Consider the following 15,222-nt stretch of genomic DNA (forward strand, 5'->3'; position numbering starts at 1 on the left):
GCGTTCGGGTTTTTTGAGTAGAGCAGTGATTTGGAGTGGTTATGGGTGATCGGCACGACTATGTGGCCCTCGAGTGGGTCAAAGGCGAGATTGCCGAAACGCTGAAAGTGGCTCATCAAGCGATCGAAACCCTGCTTGATGATCCCCAGGCGACGCACGCCCTGAGCGATTGCCTGGCGTGCATCCATCAGGTCCACGGCAGTTTGCAGATGGTCGAATTCTACGGCGCGGCCCTGCTCGCCGAAGAAATGGAACACCTGGCCACCGCCTTGCAGCAAGACCGCATCAACCATCGCGACGAGGCGCTTCATCTGCTGTTGCAAGCCCTCGGGCAACTGCCGATCTACCTCGACCGGGTGCAAGGCGCGCGCCGTGACCTGCCCTTGGTGGTGCTGCCGCTGATCAACGATTTACGCAGTGCCCGGGGCGAAAGCCTGTTGTCGGAAACCAGCCTGTTCAGCCCGCAATTGCTCGACCTGCCGGTGTTGGACGAAGAATCGCTGGCCCTGCTGGAACCGGCGGATTTTGCCAATGTGCTGCGCAAGTTGCGGCAGATGCTGCAAATGGCGTTGGTCGGGTTGCTGCGCGAGCAGGATGACGAGACTAACCTTGGCTATCTGACCAAGGTTTTTTCACGCCTGGAAGGACTGTGCGGCAACGCGCCTTTGAGCCCGTTGTGGCAAGTCGCCTCGGCGCTGGTCGAAGGCATGCGCGGCGGCTCGATTGCCAACAGCCCGGCGCTGCGCAGCCTGTTCAAGGACGCCGACAAAGAACTCAAGCGCTTGCTCGAACAGGGCATACGCGGCATCAATCAGCCGGCACCGCCGGAGTTGCTCAAGAGTTTGCTGTTCTACATTGCCAAGGCCGAACATCCCACCGGGCAGATGCTGACCATGAAAGATCGTTACTCACTGGACGACGCGCTGCCTGACAGCGCAATGGTCGACGAAGAACGCGCCCGCCTGGCCGGACCGGACCGTGACGCCATGCGCTCGGTGCTGGCCGCGCTGTGTGAAGAGCTGGTGCGGGTCAAGGAACGCCTGGACCTGTTTGTGCGCAGCGACCGCCAGCACACCTCGGACCTCGAAACCCTGCTGGCGCCGTTGCGGCAAATCGCCGACACCCTGGCGGTGTTGGGTTTCGGCCAGCCGCGCAAAGTCATCATCGATCAACTGGCGGTGGTGCTGAGCCTCGCCCAGGGCCAGCGTGAACCCAACGACGCCATTCTCATGGACGTTGCCGGGGCCTTGCTCTACGTCGAAGCGACGCTGGCCGGCATGGTCGGCACCGTAGAGCCGGAGAGCCAGGAAGAAAGCCACCTGCCGACCACCGATCTGACGCAGATCCACCAGATCGTGATCAAGGAAGCGCGCATCTGCCTGCAACAGGCCAAGGACATGATCGTCGACTACATCGACGCCGACTGGGATCGCCAGCATTTGCAGGCCTTGCCGGCGTTGCTGACCCAGGTACGCGGTGCGCTGTCGATGATTCCGTTGGGTCGTGCGGCGAGCCTGATCGAAGCCTGCAACCACTTCATTCGCGAGCATCTGCTGCTGGACCCGGGCCAGCCCGGCTGGCAGGAACTGGACAGCCTGGCCGACGTTATCACCAGCATCGAGTATTACCTGGAGCGTCTCAGCGACGACCCCGAGGCACCCGGTGAACAACTGCTCGACGTGGCGGAAAAGAGCCTGGCGTCCCTTGGGTTTTTCCCCAGTGAACAACAGGTGCCGATGCTTGAGGATGTGCTGAGCCCGAGTGAAGCCCAGGTGATGCAGGACCTGCAAGAACTCGATGACCCCGATACCGTGCAGTCGCTGGCCGATGTCCTGGCCAGCCCGGTGTCTTCGGTCAATCCGCCGGCGCTGACCATCCCGGGCAGCTTGCTGCCACCGCCCGCCGGCGAAGAACCGGTGGACGAAGAGCTGCGGGAAGTCTTCCTCGAAGAAACCGATGAAGTCCTGGAAATCCTCCGGGAGTACTTGCCGCGCTGGACGGCCAACCCGGACGATAACGCCGCGTTGAGTGAATTGCGCCGGGCTTTCCACACCTTGAAAGGCAGTGGCCGGATGGTCCGTGCGCTGGTGCTGGGCGAGCTGGCGTGGGCGGTGGAAAACCTGCTCAACCGCGTGCTGGAGCGCAGCGTTGCGCCTGGGGCGGCAGTGCAACAATTGCTCCTCGATGCACTGGAACTGCTGCCGCAACTGGTGGCCGAGTTTGCCGCCAATGCCCAGCGCCAGTGCAACCAGGTCGACCAACTGGCCGCTCGCGCCCATGCCCTCGCCAAGGGCGATACGCCCGCCAGCGATGAGGACACCCAGGACGTCGCGGCCCTCGATCCGCTGTTGCTGGAGATCTTCCGCAAGGAAGCCGAGACCCATCTCGCCAGCCTCAACCGTTTCCTCGATCAAGCCGCCGAGCACGTGCCGCTGCAAGCCAGCGACGAGTTGCAGCGGGCGTTGCATACCTTGAAGGGCAGCGCCTCGATGGCCGGCGTATTGCCGATCGCCGAGCTGGCGACGCCGCTGGATCAACTGGCCCGCGAATACAAAGCGCACCTGATCGCCCTCGACCTCGACGAAGTCGAACTGCTGCTGGAAGCCGAAGGTCTGTTCCGTCTCGGGCTGCGGCAACTCAAGACTGATCCGCTGGCCGAAATACCGGATGCCGATTTACTGATCGAGCGCACCAAGGCGCTGCTCGCTGAGCGTCTGGATGCGCTGTTGAAAGCGCCGAACACCGCGCTGCGAATCAAGCGTGATCCGCAACTGATCAACAACTTCCTGGCCCAGGGCATGGACATCCTGCTGGACGCCGAAAGCCTGTTGCAGCGCTGGCAGCAGCACCCCGGCGAGCGCCAGGAACTCAGCGCGTTGCTGGACGAATTGACCACCTTGGGCGAAGGCGCGCACCTCGCCGATCTGCATCCGGTGGATGAATTGTGCGAAGCGTTGCTCGACCTGTACGGCGCGGTGGAAGAGAGCAGCCTGGCAGTCAGCGACCGGTTTTTCCACGAGGCGCAAAGTGCCCACGAAGCGCTGATCAATATGCTCGACGAACTGGCCGCCGGCCAGGAAGTCAGCCCGCAACCGGAACGCATCCGGGCCTTGCGCGGCCTGCTCGATGAAAGCCTTGATCCATCGTCCATGGGCCTGATCCGCAGCGATGGCAGCCGCACCCTGAGCATCCGCGAACTGGGCAGCGCCACCGCAGAACTGGAACAGACTGCGACTCAGGTCGAGCTGGACGATGAGATCGTTTCGATCTTTCTCGAAGAAGCGGTGGATATTCTCGAGAGTGCTGGCCAGGCCTTGCAGCGCTGGCTGAACGACCCGGACAACGCCGCGCCGCTGTCGTCCTTGCAGCGGGACTTGCATACTCTCAAGGGCGGCGCGCGGATGGCCGAGGTCGAGCCGGTCGGCGACCTGGCCCATGAATTGGAAAGTCTTTACGAAGGCCTGGTGGACCACCGTTACAGCTACAGCGAAACCCTTGCGCAGTTGCTGCAACAGAGCCATGACCGGCTCGCGGTGTTGCTCGAACAGCTGAAAAACCAGCACACCCTGGGTGCCCCGAGCGAGCTGATCGAGGCGATTCGCGAGTTCCGTCAAGGCAATGCCAACACCGCCGAAGTGGCGGAACCTGCGCCGGCCAATGACTCGCCGGGGCATGACCCCGAGCTGCTGGAGATCTTCCTTGAGGAAGGTTTCGACATCATCGAAAACTCCGGCGCGGCGCTGGTGCGCTGGCAAGCCGAACCATCGAACCGTCAGGAAGTGGAAACCCTGCTGCGCGACCTGCACACGCTCAAGGGTGGTGCGCGGATGGTGGAAATTGCCCCCATCGGCGACCTCGCCCATGAGCTGGAATTTCTCTACGAAGGTCTGTCCGCTGGCGTGCTGCAACCGACCCCGGCGCTGTTCGCCCTGCTGCAAAGCAGTCATGACCGACTGGCGCAAATGCTCGACGCCGCCCGCGCCGGCCAGCCCTTGCCGCCGGCTGATCGGTTGATCGACGCGATCAAGAACTTCAGCCATCCCGCTGTTCTTGATACGCCGGTGATCGTGCCCGCCACGCCGAAACCCGACGCCCCGGTGGCGCAAGCCGAAGTGGGCGTCGACATGGTCAAGGTCTCGGCAGAACTGCTCGACGATCTGGTCAACCTGGCCGGTGAAACCTCGATCTTCCGTGGCCGTATCGAGCAACAGGTCAACGATGCGCGGGTGGCCCTGAGCGAGATGGAAACCACCATCGAGCGGATGCGCGATCAGTTGCGACGGCTCGACACCGAAACCCAGGGACGGATTCTCAGCCGCCAGCAAGTCGAAGCGGAACGTCTGGGCTACGAGGAGTTTGATCCGCTGGAAATGGACCGTCACTCGCAGTTGCAGCAGTTGTCGCGGGCGCTGTTCGAATCCGCCTCCGACCTGCTCGACCTCAAGGAAACCCTCGATCGACGCAATCAGGATGCGGAAAACCTGCTGCAACAGCAGGGCCGCATCAACACCGAATTGCAGGAAGGCCTGATGCGCACGCGCATGGTGCCGTTCGAGCGCATGCTGCCGCGCTTGAGGCGCATCGTCCGCCAGGTCTCCAGTGAACTGGGTAAAGACGTTGAGTTCGTGGTCGGCAACGCCGAAGGCGAGATGGATCGCAACGTGCTTGAGCGCATGGCGGCGCCGCTGGAACACATGCTGCGCAACGCCGTGGACCACGGCCTGGAATCGGCCGAGGTGCGTATTGCGGCCGGCAAACCGGCCCAGGGACGAATCACTCTCGACCTGTCCCGCGAGGGCGGCGACATGATTTTCGACATCCGCGACGACGGCGCAGGCGTGCCGCTGGACGCGGTGCGGCGCAAGGCGATCAAGCGCGGCTTGCTGGCCCCGGACGCCGAGGTCAGCGACCGCGATGTGCTGCAATTCATCCTGCAACCGGGGTTCTCCACCGCCGAGAAAATCACTCAGATTTCCGGGCGTGGCGTGGGCATGGACGTGGTTCACGAAGAAGTCCGGCAGCTCGGTGGCACCATGGTCATCGACTCGACACCGGGGCAGGGCGTGCACTTTCGGATTCGCCTCCCGTTCACCGTGTCGGTCAACCGCGCGCTGATGGTGCAGTGTCTGGAGGATCAATACGCGATCCCGCTGAACACCATCGACGGCATCGTTCGCGTGCTGCCCAACGAGCTCGAAGGGCATTACCGGCTCGATCCGCCGACCTATGAATACGCCGGGCAGCGTTATGAACTGTGTTATCTGGGCGAGCTGCTGAAAACCAGCACCCGCCCGAAACTGTTGGGCCAGAGCCTGCCGCTGCCAGTGTTGCTGGTGCAATGCAACGAGCGGCACATCGCCGTGCAGGTGGATTCCACGGCCGGCACGCGGGAGATCGTGGTCAAAAGCCTCGGCCCGCAATTTGCGTCGGTGCAGGGGTTATCCGGGGCGACGATTCTGGGCGATGGCCGGGTGGTGCTGATTCTCGATTTGCTGGCGCCGATCCGCGCCATGCAGGCCCGAGTGCCGCAACAGTCGGCGACACAGGACGTTGAGGTCGAGCCGCATAAACCGCTGCTGGTGCTGGTGGTCGACGATTCGGTCACCGTGCGCAAGGTCACCAGCCGCCTGCTCGAACGTCACGGCATGAACGTGCTGACTGCCAAGGATGGGGTCGACGCCATGCTGCTGCTCGAAGAACATATGCCCGACGTTATGCTGCTCGACATCGAAATGCCGCGCATGGACGGCTTCGAAGTGGCGACCCAGGTGCGCAGCGACGAACGTTTGCAGCATTTACCGATCATCATGATCACCTCCCGCACCGGCCAGAAACACCGCGACCGCGCCATGGCCATCGGCGTCAACGACTACCTCGGCAAGCCGTACCAGGAATCGGTGCTGCTCGACAGCATCGCGTTGTGGAGCAAAACCCATGCTTGAGCATCGCACCAGCAATCTCACCGGCCTGCTGCTGCCCCTGGCTGACCGCAACCTGATTCTGCCCAACGTGGCGGTGGCGGAGTTGATTGACTATCAACCGGGGGCGTTCGATCTGGACACACCGCCGTGGTACCTGGGGTTGGTGACGTGGCGGGACCGGCAGATTCCGTTGCTGAGTTTCGAATCGGCGTGCGGCAATAAAACCGTCATCGGTGAGCGTGCGCGGATCGTGATTCTCAATGCACTGGGTGGGCGGCCAGAGTTGAAGTTCATTGCGCTGTTGGTTCAGGGGATTCCGCGGTCGTACAAGCTCGACAGTCAGTTGAGTTACGTCGATGTGCCGTTGTGTCCGCTGGAGCAGGCGGCGGTGCAGGTGGGGGAGCAAGTGGCCAAGGTGCCTGATTTGCTGGCGCTGGAGGAGTTGTTGGTAAGTGCCGGGCTAGTCTGACGGGCCCCTTCGCGGGCAAGCCTCGCTCCTACAAGGACTGCGCCAAACCTGTAGGAGCGAGGCTTGCCCGCGAAGGCGGCCTTCACCTTACCGAATACTTCACAGCTAAACCCCGGCCCGAGCCTTCCACATCGTCTGCCAGATCGGCCGCAATGGCGCTGATGGACAGCAAGTCTTCGGAGGCATTGGCCAGCAAGGCTTCGGTGTCGATGTCGGGGCATACAGTGAAGAGCCGGGACTTATTACGGCGCCTCGACGTTTTTTCGTGAGCAGGGGGAAAGTAATAGGAGAAGACGCGGTCGGCAGCTTCTTTAAGTTTCTCGGCTTCAAGGGACGCTTGGGAATCGATGTCAGTGTTATCTGCTGGGTTGGTCTTTACCTTGGACATAATGAGTTTCCGATTACAGATTGGCGTTGGTCCATTCGAAATGAATGGCGCTTTTTCTCCGTCTTTTCGGGGGTTCCAGACCCGATCGCTGATTGGCAGCGACCCATAAACAATAACGATCAGCGCAAAACCCCCCCAGTCAGCGGCTTCCGGCATTGCTGTAGGCGGCGACGCCAGACTGTGTAGCCTCGCACCGTTCCTGCGGACAAATGTTTAAACACAAATCCCTATTCGGCTCGCGACAGGTTGAAGATTCCCAAAAAGGGACCTGTCGTTCCCTTTTTGGGACTCATCGGTTGCCACTGTGAAAAACCTTTCCCTCAGCGAAGCCTTGTTCACGACCACTCAGCAAAAAGTGCTGGGCTTGTTGTTCGGCAAACCCGATCGAAGTTTTTACGCCAACGAAATCGCCCGCTGGGCTCAAGTGGGTAAAGGCAGCCTCATGCGAGAGCTGGATCGGTTGCAACAGGCAGGCGTGTTGACCTTGAGCCGCCAAGGCAACCAGACCCACTATCAGGCCAATCCGCAGTGCCCGATTTATGCTGAGCTGTTGGGCATCGCCCGCAAGACTTTTGGCATTGCCGAGCCTCTGCGTCAGGCGCTTCAACCCTTTGCCGAACAGATCACCTGGGCATTTGTGTACGGTTCAATCGCCAAGGATTCGGCAAACGCATCCAGTGACATTGATCTCATGCTGATCGGTGAAGGCCTGCACTACAGTGAAGTGATGGAGCGGCTTATGCCTCTGGAGGAGCAATTAGGCCGCGTCCTCAATCCGACGCTCTATACCCCCGACGACTGGGCCGCAAAACTGGCGGCTGAAAACAGCTTCGTCGTGCGGGTAGCGCAGCAGGACAAGATCAACCTGATGGGGGAAAACCCTTTGGAGTCCAAGGATGGGCAGCAACGAGAATCTGGAAAACCTGTTACGTAGCGGTGGGCTGAAAGCCATTCGTGTGCAGCAGCAGATGGCTGGGCTGTAATTATTACTCGTTGAAAACTGCGGTGATCGTTCTGGCCTCTTCGCGAGCAGGCTCGCTCCCACATTGAAATGCGCTCTCCTGTGGGAGCGAGCCTGCTCGCGATGGCGTCGGCATGGTCAACCATTACCCTGACCGTAACGATCCGTCTCTGTGCTTGATTGATGCTCCCCACCCAACCCTCCTAAGGTGACTCCCACGACAGCGAACCCGTGGAGTGGTCATGACAACAACAATATCCCCCGACTCGCGATGGACGCGGCGGCGCAGCGAAAAGCAGCGGCGTCTGGCGTTGGTCAAGGATCTTGCCGACGGTGTGGTCCTGCCCACCGACAACATCGTCGCGGCACTGGAAGCTCTGATCCTGCCCGGCGACCGCGTGGTGCTGGAAGGCAATAACCAGAAGCAGGCGGATTTCCTGTCTCGCTCCCTGGCCAAGGCCGATCCCGCCAAGTTGCATGACTTGCACATGATCATGCCCAGCGTCGGCCGCTCCGAGCACCTGGACCTGTTTGAGCGCGGCATCGCCCGCAAGCTCGACTTCTCCTTCGCCGGCACCCAGAGCCTGCGCATCAGCCAATTGCTGGAAGACGGCCTGCTGGAAATCGGCGCGATCCACACCTACATCGAGCTCTATGCGCGGCTGGTGGTCGACCTGATTCCCAACGTCGTGCTCTCGGCCGGTTTCATGGCCGACCGTGCCGGCAACATCTACACCGGCCCGAGCACCGAAGACACCCCCGCCTTGATCGAGCCGGCCGCCTTCAGCGACGGCATTGTCATCGTCCAGGTCAACCAACTGGTGGACGATGTCAGCGACCTGCCACGCGTCGACATTCCCGCGTCCTGGGTCGATTTCGTGGTGGTGGCGGACAAGCCGTTCTACATCGAACCGCTGTTCACCCGCGACCCACGGCACATCAAGCCTGTGCACGTGCTGATGGCGATGATGGCGATCCGTGGGATCTACGAAAAACACAACGTTCAGTCGCTGAACCACGGCATCGGTTTCAACACCGCCGCTATCGAATTGATCCTGCCGACCTACGGCGAATCCCTAGGCCTGAAGGGCAAGATCTGCCGCAACTGGACGCTCAATCCGCACCCGACGCTGATCCCGGCGATTGAAAGCGGCTGGGTCGAAAGTGTGCATTGCTTCGGCACTGAATTGGGCATGGAAAACTACATCGCTGCGCGGCCGGACGTGTTCTTCACCGGGCGCGACGGCTCTCTGCGATCCAATCGGATGTTCTGCCAACTCGCCGGGCAATACGCGGTGGACCTGTTCATCGGCGCAACCCTGCAAGTCGATGGCGACGGTCATTCTTCCACCGTGACCCGTGGGCGCCTGGCCGGTTTCGGCGGCGCGCCGAACATGGGCCACGACCCGCGCGGTCGCCGTCATAGCACGCCGGCCTGGCTCGACATGCGCCATGACGACGCGCCCGAAGCGTTGCTCGAACGCGGTAAAAAACTTGTGGTGCAAATGGTCGAGACCTTCCAGGAGGGCGGCAAACCGACCTTCGTCGAAACCCTCGATGCAATAGAAGTGGCGAAGAAAAGCGGCATGCCGCTGGCGCCGATCATGGTCTACGGCGACGACGTCACCCACCTGCTGACCGAAGAAGGCATCGCCTATTTGTACAAGGCCCGTTCCCTTGAAGAGCGCCAGGCGATGATCGCCGCCGTCGCCGGAGTGACCGCCATCGGCCTGCGCCACAACCCGAAAGACACCGCACGCATGCGCCGTGAAGGCTTGATCGCCTTGCCCGAAGACCTCGGCATCCGCCGCACCGACGCCACCCGCGAATTGCTCGCGGCCAAGAGCGTGGCTGATCTGGTCGAGTGGTCCGGTGGCCTCTACAACCCGCCCGCCAAGTTCAGGAGCTGGTAATGCACGCATTCAACCTGCAACCGAAAACGCTTTCCCTGGCTGAACGGCTGGCGGACCTGGCGGTGGACGCATTGATCGACGAAGCGGACCTGTCGCCGAAACCGGCGTTGGTCGACCGTCGTGGCAATGGCGCTCATACCGATTTGCACCTCGGGCTGATGCACGCCTCGGCGCTGTCGCTGTGGCCTGCATTCAAGGAAATGGCGCAAGCGGCCATTGAATCTGGCGAAGTCGGTGTGCCGCTGCGTGAAGCCGTTGGACGGATCGGTCGGGAAGGGGAGCAAGCGATGCTCGCCACGACGGCTGGCGTGAACACCCATCGCGGGGCGATCTGGGCCTTGGGTCTTTTGGTCACCGCCTGCGCGCTTGAGCCTGAATCCAGTGCCGCAGGCCCGATTGCTTTGCGTGCTGCCCGACTCGCGTTAATCGACGACCGTTACGCACCACGTCCACTCAGCCATGGCGCCCAGGTTGCCCAACGCTACGGCGCTCGCGGTGCCCGTGAAGAAGCCCAACTCGGCTTTCCTTCGGTTCTGCAACGCGCACTGCCACAACTCAAACGCAGCCGCGCCTTGGGCCATGGCGAGCAGAACGCCCGGCTCGACGCCTTGCTCGCAATCATGACGAACCTGGCCGACACCTGCGTGCTCTACCGCGCCGGCGAACACGGCCTGCAAACCATGCAGCTTGGTGCCCAAGCGGTACTCGATGCGGGCGGCAGTGCCAGCCTCGCCGGTCGCCGCCGTCTGCACGAATTGGACGAACAATTAATCGCATTGAATGCGTCGCCCGGCGGTGCCGCGGATTTGCTCGCCGCCTGCCTGTTTATCGACCGCATCGAGTCGGGAGCTTTCTGATGGAAACCTTATCCTTTGAATTCCCCGCCGGGCAGCCGCCACGGGGCCGCACGCTGGTGGGCTGTGTCGGTTCGGGCGATCTGGAAGTGCTGATCGAACCGGGTCAGGCCGGCAAATTGACGATCAAGGTGCAGACCTCGGTCAATGGCGCCGAACAACGCTGGCAGCACCTGTTTGCACGGATGTTCGACGGCCAGACACCGCCAGCGATGGCCATTGATATCCACGATTTCGGCGCTACCCCCGGCGTGGTGCGCTTGCGTCTGGAACAAGGCTTTGAGGAGATCGGTCATGACTGACAGTAAAGAACTCCTACACAAGCACAGCTTCGTCGAACTCGGCGCCCGGCAACGGGCGAAATCCTTGCTCGACCCTGGCACCTTCCGCGAATTGCTCGACCCGTTTCAACGCGTCATGTCGCCGTGGCTGTCGCGCCAGGGCGTGGTGCCGCAAGCCGATGACGGCGTGGTGATCGCCAAGGGCAGCATCGGCGGATTACCGGTGGTGATCGCCGCCATCGAAGGTGCATTTCAGGGCGGCAGCCTCGGTGAGGTCGGCGGGGCGAAGATTGCCGGTGCGCTGGAACTCGCCGCCGAAGACAACCGCAATGGCATTCCCACTCGCGCCGTGTTGCTGCTGGAAACCGGCGGCGTGCGTTTGCAGGAAGCCAATCTTGGGCTGGCGGCAATTGCCGATATTCATGCGGCGATTGTCGACCTGCGCCAGTACCAGCCGGTTATCGGTGTGGTCGCCGGCAGCGTGGGTTGCTTTGGCGGGATGTCGATTGCCGCCGGGTTGTGCAGCTATTTGCTGGTGACTCAGGAAGCGCGGCTTGGCCTCAACGGTCCGCAAGTGATCGAACAGGAAGCCGGGCTTGAGGAATACGACTCCCGCGACCGTCCTTTCATCTGGAGCCTGACCGGTGGCGAGCAGCGTTTTGCCAGCGGTTTGGTGGACCGTTATGTCGCCGACGACGTGGCGCAGATTCAGCAGCAGGTCGGTGAGTTACTCAAGCAAGGTTTGCCGGCACAGCAACGCAGCCGTCAGGCCGATCTGTTCCTGCAACGGCTGGCCCGTCTGGACGCCGAACCGCAAATCGAGCCGTCAGTGGTTCGCGATCTGTATCAAGGAGAGCACTCATGAGTTCGTATTCCCTGAGAGGTTTGAACTGGTTCAACGCCTTGAGTGCGGGCGCGAAACCGGTCGAAGGTTTGCCTGCTTCGTTGAAGGTCGCCGACGGTGTATTGGGTGATCAGTCTGTACGGTTTATCGCGGTGGTGGCTGATCCCGACAACCGTTTCGTCCGCGCTCGCAATGGCGAGGTCGGTCTGCTGGAAGGTTGGGGCCTGGCCAAGGCGGTGGATGACGTCATCGCCGAAGACACGGATAAACCGCACAAACGCGCTTTGGTCGCCATCGTCGATGTGCCGAGCCAGGCTTACGGTCGGCGCGAAGAAGCGCTCGGCATTCATCAGGCCCTGGCGGGTGCGGCAGACAGTTATGCCCGCGCCCGGTTGGCCGGTCATGCGGTGATTGGCTTGCTGGTGGGCAAGGCGATGTCCGGGGCGTTTCTGGCCCATGGGTATCAGGCCAATCGCTTGATTGCCTTGCGTGATCCAGGCGTGATGGTCCATGCGATGGGCAAGGCATCGGCAGCGCGGGTGACGTTGCGCAGCGTCGAAGAACTCGAAGCCCTGGCTTCCAGCGTGCCTCCGATGGCTTATGACATCGACAGCTATGCGAGTCTGGGATTGCTTTGGGAAACCTTGTCGGTAGAGCAGATCGAGCAGCCGACAGCGGCGGATCTGGCGCGGGTGACTGAATGCCTGAACCTAGCCATTGGCGATGTCGCCACCAGCGGACGTGACCTGGGCAGCCGCTTGGGCGCGACCAACCGTGCGGCATCAAGCACCGTTCGCCAATTGCTGAGAGCGCAGTGGTGAATACGTTTCTGGCCCACGACCTGCTTTGGGGGATGACCCCGGAGCAGCTGCCGATGGACGCGCCTGCATGGGCGATCGAGTCGGTCAGCGCAGGTCAGCCGGTGGTGGTTCGGCGTGCGTTGAGTGCGCCGGATCACGTCGCGGTCGGGGTACGTGGGCGGTTGCGTGAGCAGCGGTTTGCAACGGTGATGTCGATCGCTGCGATTGCTCGTCGCGTCAGACCGGAAGACCTTTGTCATGCCTTGATCGAGCGGGATCTGCCAGCAGTACGCGCCCTCAATGATTTGCGGCCGATGCTCGATGACTTCGGTTGGGCGTGGGGCGTCAGCGGCAGCGCCGGGTTTGAATTGGCCAGCGGTGTTCAGGCGTTGCACGAGGGCAGTGATCTCGACTTGATCCTGCGCACCCCGCAACCGTTGGATCGATTGAAAGCGCAGGCGCTGGTGAAGATTCTGGACACGGCTGCGTGCCAGGTAGACATGCAGTTGCAGACGCCTTTCGGCGCCGTCGCCCTGCGCGAATGGGCTGGTGCTGCCCGCCGGGTTTTGCTGAAAAACGCCCGTGAAGCCTGCCTGGTGATTGATCCGTGGGAGCAAGCAGCGTGAGCAGTTTGCTGGTGTTCCCAGGTCAGGGCGCGCAGCAACCGGGCATGCTCCACCGTTTGCCTCTCGAAACGGTGAATGAGGCCAGTGAAGTGCTGGGCGAAGACGTGTTGCGGCTGGATTGCGCCGAGGCGTTGAAATCGACAAGGGCCGTTCAGCTTTGCCTGTTGATTGCCGGCGTCGCGGCTTCACGCCAGTTATCAATGGCAGCGGATTACGTGGCGGGATTGTCCATCGGCGCCTACCCGGCAGCGGTGGTGGCGGGCGCCCTGAGCTTCAGCGATGCGCTGCATCTGGTCAGCCTGCGTGGTGAGCTGATGCAGCAGGCTTATCCTCAGGGCTACGGCATGACCGCGATCATCGGTCTGGATCTGGCGACAGTGGAAGGGTTGCTGGCGCAGGTTCACCGCGTCGATATGCCGGTTTACCTGGCCAATATCAATGCCGATAACCAAGTGGTCATTGCCGGCAGCGATGCGGCGATGAAAGCTGTCGCCGAACTGGCCCGAGGTCGCGGTGCAGGTCTGGCAAAACGACTGGCCGTCAGCGTGCCTTCCCATTGCCCGCTGCTGGAAGCTCCGGCGAAAACCCTGGCCGAAGCCTTCGCCAATGTGCAACTGAAAACACCGACATTGAGTTACCTGAGCGGCAGTCGCGCCCGGCCCGTCATCAACACCGAAGCCTTGCGCGATGACCTGGCTTTCAACATGTGTCGCGTGGTGGATTGGCGCGGCACGGTGCAAAGCGCTTACGAGCGTGGCGTACGTCTACAGATCGAACTGCCGCCCGGTGCGGTGCTGACCGGGCTGGCGCGCCGGGTGTTCGAGCAGGGCACCGTCATTGCCTTCGACGGTGCTCGCCTTGATACCTTGCAGGCGCTGTTGCGTGAGGAGGGAAGCCGCCAACCCTAGACCACCGACTCAAGCCTTCGAACAACAAAAACAACATTCGACGATGCACTTTGAGGACAACAACAATGATTATTTATGGTGTGGCGTTTCTCGCCTTTTGTACCCTGGTGGGTATTTTTGTCGGTGAACTGCTCGGCAAGCTGATTGGCGTACCGGCCAACGTTGGCGGTGTAGGTATTGCGATGCTGCTGTTGATCGGCCTCGGCAGTTACCTGAATAAAAGTGGTTGGTTCAAAGGCAAGACAGAGCAGGGCGTGGAGTTCTGGAGCGCAATTTATATTCCGATCGTCGTCGCCATGGCGGCGCAACAAAACGTCTATGGCGCACTCAAGGGTGGGCCGATGGCGATTCTGGCGGGGACGGCAGCGGTGGTTATCGCCTTTGCCTTGGTGCCGGTGCTGGTACGCATCGGCAACAAGGAACCCGCCTCTGTCATTCCTCCGAAGACGGTAGGGTGATCGCCATGTACGAATCGATGATGAAGGTAATTACCGGTTACGGCCTGATCAGTGGCTTTCTGATTGTCGGCGTGACCATGTGGGTGTCCTACTGGATTTCCAATACGTTCACTAAAGGCCGCTTGCACGGCTCGGCCATCGCCATTTTGCTCGGCCTGTTGTTGTCGTATGTCGGTGGTGCGTTGACCGGTGGCCAGAAAGGCGTGGTGGACATCCCGTTGCTGTCCGGGATTGGCCTGCTGGGCGGTGCCATGTTGCGCGATTTCGCCATTGTGGCCACGGCGTTCGGTGTCAGTGTCGATGAGCTCAAACGTGCCGGTTTTGTCGGAGTACTGGCGTTGTTCGTCGGCGTCGGGACGTCGTTTATTGCCGGTGTCGCCGTGGCCATGGCCTTCGGATACACCGATGCGGTCAGCCTGACCACCATTGGTGCCGGGGCTGTGACGTATATCGTCGGTCCGGTGACCGGGGCTGCCATCGGTGCCAGTTCCGAGGTCATGGCGCTGTCGATTGCCGCAGGGTTGATCAAAGCCATTCTGGTGATGGTCATGACGCCGTTCGTGGCGCCGATGATTGGTCTGAACAACCCACGCAGTGCGGTGATCTTCGGGGGCTTGATGGGGACATCCAGCGGTGTGGCGGGCGGGTTGGCGGCCACGGATCCGAAACTGGTGCCTTATGGTTGCCTGACCGCCGCGTTCTACACGGCATTGGGCTGTTTACTCGGGCCTTCGTTGCTGTTTCTGATCATGCGCGGATTAATGGGCTGATGCGCTAGAGGGTAAGCCACGCGCCCACA

The 15,222-nt window shown here is 61.5% G+C and carries 12 protein-coding genes and 1 pseudogene; 12 read left to right on the forward strand and 1 reads right to left on the reverse strand.

Annotated elements, in window-relative coordinates:
- Nucleotides 1-41 precede the first annotated feature (41 nt).
- Both AB4N91_RS28895 and AB4N91_RS28900 read left to right on the forward strand, forming a co-directional pair.
- Nucleotides 42-5,942: an Hpt domain-containing protein gene (locus AB4N91_RS28895; RefSeq protein WP_460111977.1), complete on the forward strand. Its 5,901-nt coding sequence runs from the start codon at nucleotides 42-44 to the stop codon at nucleotides 5,940-5,942.
- Nucleotides 5,935-6,390 carry a chemotaxis protein CheW gene (locus tag AB4N91_RS28900; protein ID WP_010466875.1) on the forward strand — a complete coding sequence of 152 codons (456 nt, stop codon included), beginning with the start codon at nucleotides 5,935-5,937 and terminating at the stop codon, nucleotides 6,388-6,390. The genes AB4N91_RS28895 and AB4N91_RS28900 overlap by 8 nt, the downstream gene beginning before the upstream one ends.
- A 91-nt stretch (nucleotides 6,391-6,481) precedes the next feature.
- On the opposite strand, the pseudogene AB4N91_RS28905 reads toward AB4N91_RS28900, so the two are convergent.
- Nucleotides 6,482-6,778, reverse strand: a pseudogene (locus AB4N91_RS28905) (DUF6124 family protein); the annotation flags it as partial.
- A 304-nt stretch (nucleotides 6,779-7,082) separates the two neighbouring features.
- On the opposite strand from AB4N91_RS28905, the gene AB4N91_RS28910 reads away from it, so the two are divergent.
- From AB4N91_RS28910 to madM, 10 genes are all read left to right on the forward strand, one after another.
- Complete coding sequence (locus AB4N91_RS28910; RefSeq protein ID WP_169857149.1) at nucleotides 7,083-7,712, forward strand: nucleotidyltransferase domain-containing protein; 630 nt, start codon at nucleotides 7,083-7,085, stop codon at nucleotides 7,710-7,712.
- 269 nt (nucleotides 7,713-7,981) lie between these two features.
- Nucleotides 7,982-9,652, forward strand: coding sequence for a malonate decarboxylase subunit alpha (mdcA, locus tag AB4N91_RS28915; RefSeq protein ID WP_077747234.1), 1,671 nt, complete (start codon nucleotides 7,982-7,984; stop codon nucleotides 9,650-9,652).
- Nucleotides 9,652-10,509, forward strand: coding sequence for a triphosphoribosyl-dephospho-CoA synthase (locus AB4N91_RS28920; protein ID WP_010466883.1), 858 nt, complete (start codon nucleotides 9,652-9,654; stop codon nucleotides 10,507-10,509). Before mdcA ends, AB4N91_RS28920 begins: the two co-directional genes overlap by 1 nt.
- On the forward strand, nucleotides 10,509-10,808 hold the full coding sequence (locus tag AB4N91_RS28925) for a malonate decarboxylase subunit delta (protein WP_008026217.1): 300 nt from the start codon (nucleotides 10,509-10,511) through the stop codon (nucleotides 10,806-10,808). Before AB4N91_RS28920 ends, AB4N91_RS28925 begins: the two co-directional genes overlap by 1 nt.
- Nucleotides 10,801-11,652, forward strand: a complete 852-nt coding sequence (locus AB4N91_RS28930) for a biotin-independent malonate decarboxylase subunit beta (RefSeq protein ID WP_460111978.1) — start codon at nucleotides 10,801-10,803, stop codon at nucleotides 11,650-11,652. Before AB4N91_RS28925 ends, AB4N91_RS28930 begins: the two co-directional genes overlap by 8 nt.
- On the forward strand, nucleotides 11,649-12,452 hold the full coding sequence (mdcE, locus tag AB4N91_RS28935; RefSeq protein ID WP_314641995.1) for a biotin-independent malonate decarboxylase subunit gamma: 804 nt from the start codon (nucleotides 11,649-11,651) through the stop codon (nucleotides 12,450-12,452). The genes AB4N91_RS28930 and mdcE overlap by 4 nt, the downstream gene beginning before the upstream one ends.
- Nucleotides 12,446-13,057: a malonate decarboxylase holo-ACP synthase gene (locus AB4N91_RS28940; protein ID WP_460111980.1), complete on the forward strand. Its 612-nt coding sequence runs from the start codon at nucleotides 12,446-12,448 to the stop codon at nucleotides 13,055-13,057. The genes mdcE and AB4N91_RS28940 overlap by 7 nt, the downstream gene beginning before the upstream one ends.
- The gene (mdcH, locus tag AB4N91_RS28945) at nucleotides 13,054-13,965 is read left to right on the forward strand and encodes a malonate decarboxylase subunit epsilon (RefSeq protein WP_083375555.1); all 912 of its coding nucleotides are present in this window, start codon (nucleotides 13,054-13,056) and stop codon (nucleotides 13,963-13,965) included. The genes AB4N91_RS28940 and mdcH overlap by 4 nt, the downstream gene beginning before the upstream one ends.
- 65 nt (nucleotides 13,966-14,030) lie before the next feature.
- On the forward strand, nucleotides 14,031-14,423 hold the full coding sequence (gene madL, locus AB4N91_RS28950) for a malonate transporter subunit MadL (RefSeq protein WP_010466888.1): 393 nt from the start codon (nucleotides 14,031-14,033) through the stop codon (nucleotides 14,421-14,423).
- Nucleotides 14,424-14,428: 5 nt separating this feature from the next.
- Nucleotides 14,429-15,193, forward strand: a complete 765-nt coding sequence (gene madM, locus AB4N91_RS28955; RefSeq protein ID WP_010466889.1) for a malonate transporter subunit MadM — start codon at nucleotides 14,429-14,431, stop codon at nucleotides 15,191-15,193.
- The last annotated feature ends 29 nt before the right edge of the window (nucleotides 15,194-15,222 follow it).

This window comes from Pseudomonas sp. H3_D04, from assembly GCF_054669175.1.

Excerpts from the sequence above, each read along its gene's own strand:
- madM (WP_010466889.1), top strand. The coding sequence starts at position 14,429 with ATGTACGAATCGATGATGAAGGTAATTACCGGTTACGGCCTGATCAGT.
- AB4N91_RS28895 (WP_460111977.1), top strand. The coding sequence starts at position 42 with ATGGGTGATCGGCACGACTATGTGGCCCTCGAGTGGGTCAAAGGCGAG.
- madL (WP_010466888.1), top strand. The coding sequence starts at position 14,031 with ATGATTATTTATGGTGTGGCGTTTCTCGCCTTTTGTACCCTGGTGGGT.
- AB4N91_RS28900 (WP_010466875.1), top strand. The coding sequence starts at position 5,935 with ATGCTTGAGCATCGCACCAGCAATCTCACCGGCCTGCTGCTGCCCCTG.
- mdcE (WP_314641995.1), top strand. The coding sequence starts at position 11,649 with ATGAGTTCGTATTCCCTGAGAGGTTTGAACTGGTTCAACGCCTTGAGT.
- AB4N91_RS28930 (WP_460111978.1), top strand. The coding sequence starts at position 10,801 with ATGACTGACAGTAAAGAACTCCTACACAAGCACAGCTTCGTCGAACTC.
- mdcA (WP_077747234.1), top strand. The coding sequence starts at position 7,982 with ATGACAACAACAATATCCCCCGACTCGCGATGGACGCGGCGGCGCAGC.
- AB4N91_RS28920 (WP_010466883.1), top strand. The coding sequence starts at position 9,652 with ATGCACGCATTCAACCTGCAACCGAAAACGCTTTCCCTGGCTGAACGG.
- AB4N91_RS28925 (WP_008026217.1), top strand. The coding sequence starts at position 10,509 with ATGGAAACCTTATCCTTTGAATTCCCCGCCGGGCAGCCGCCACGGGGC.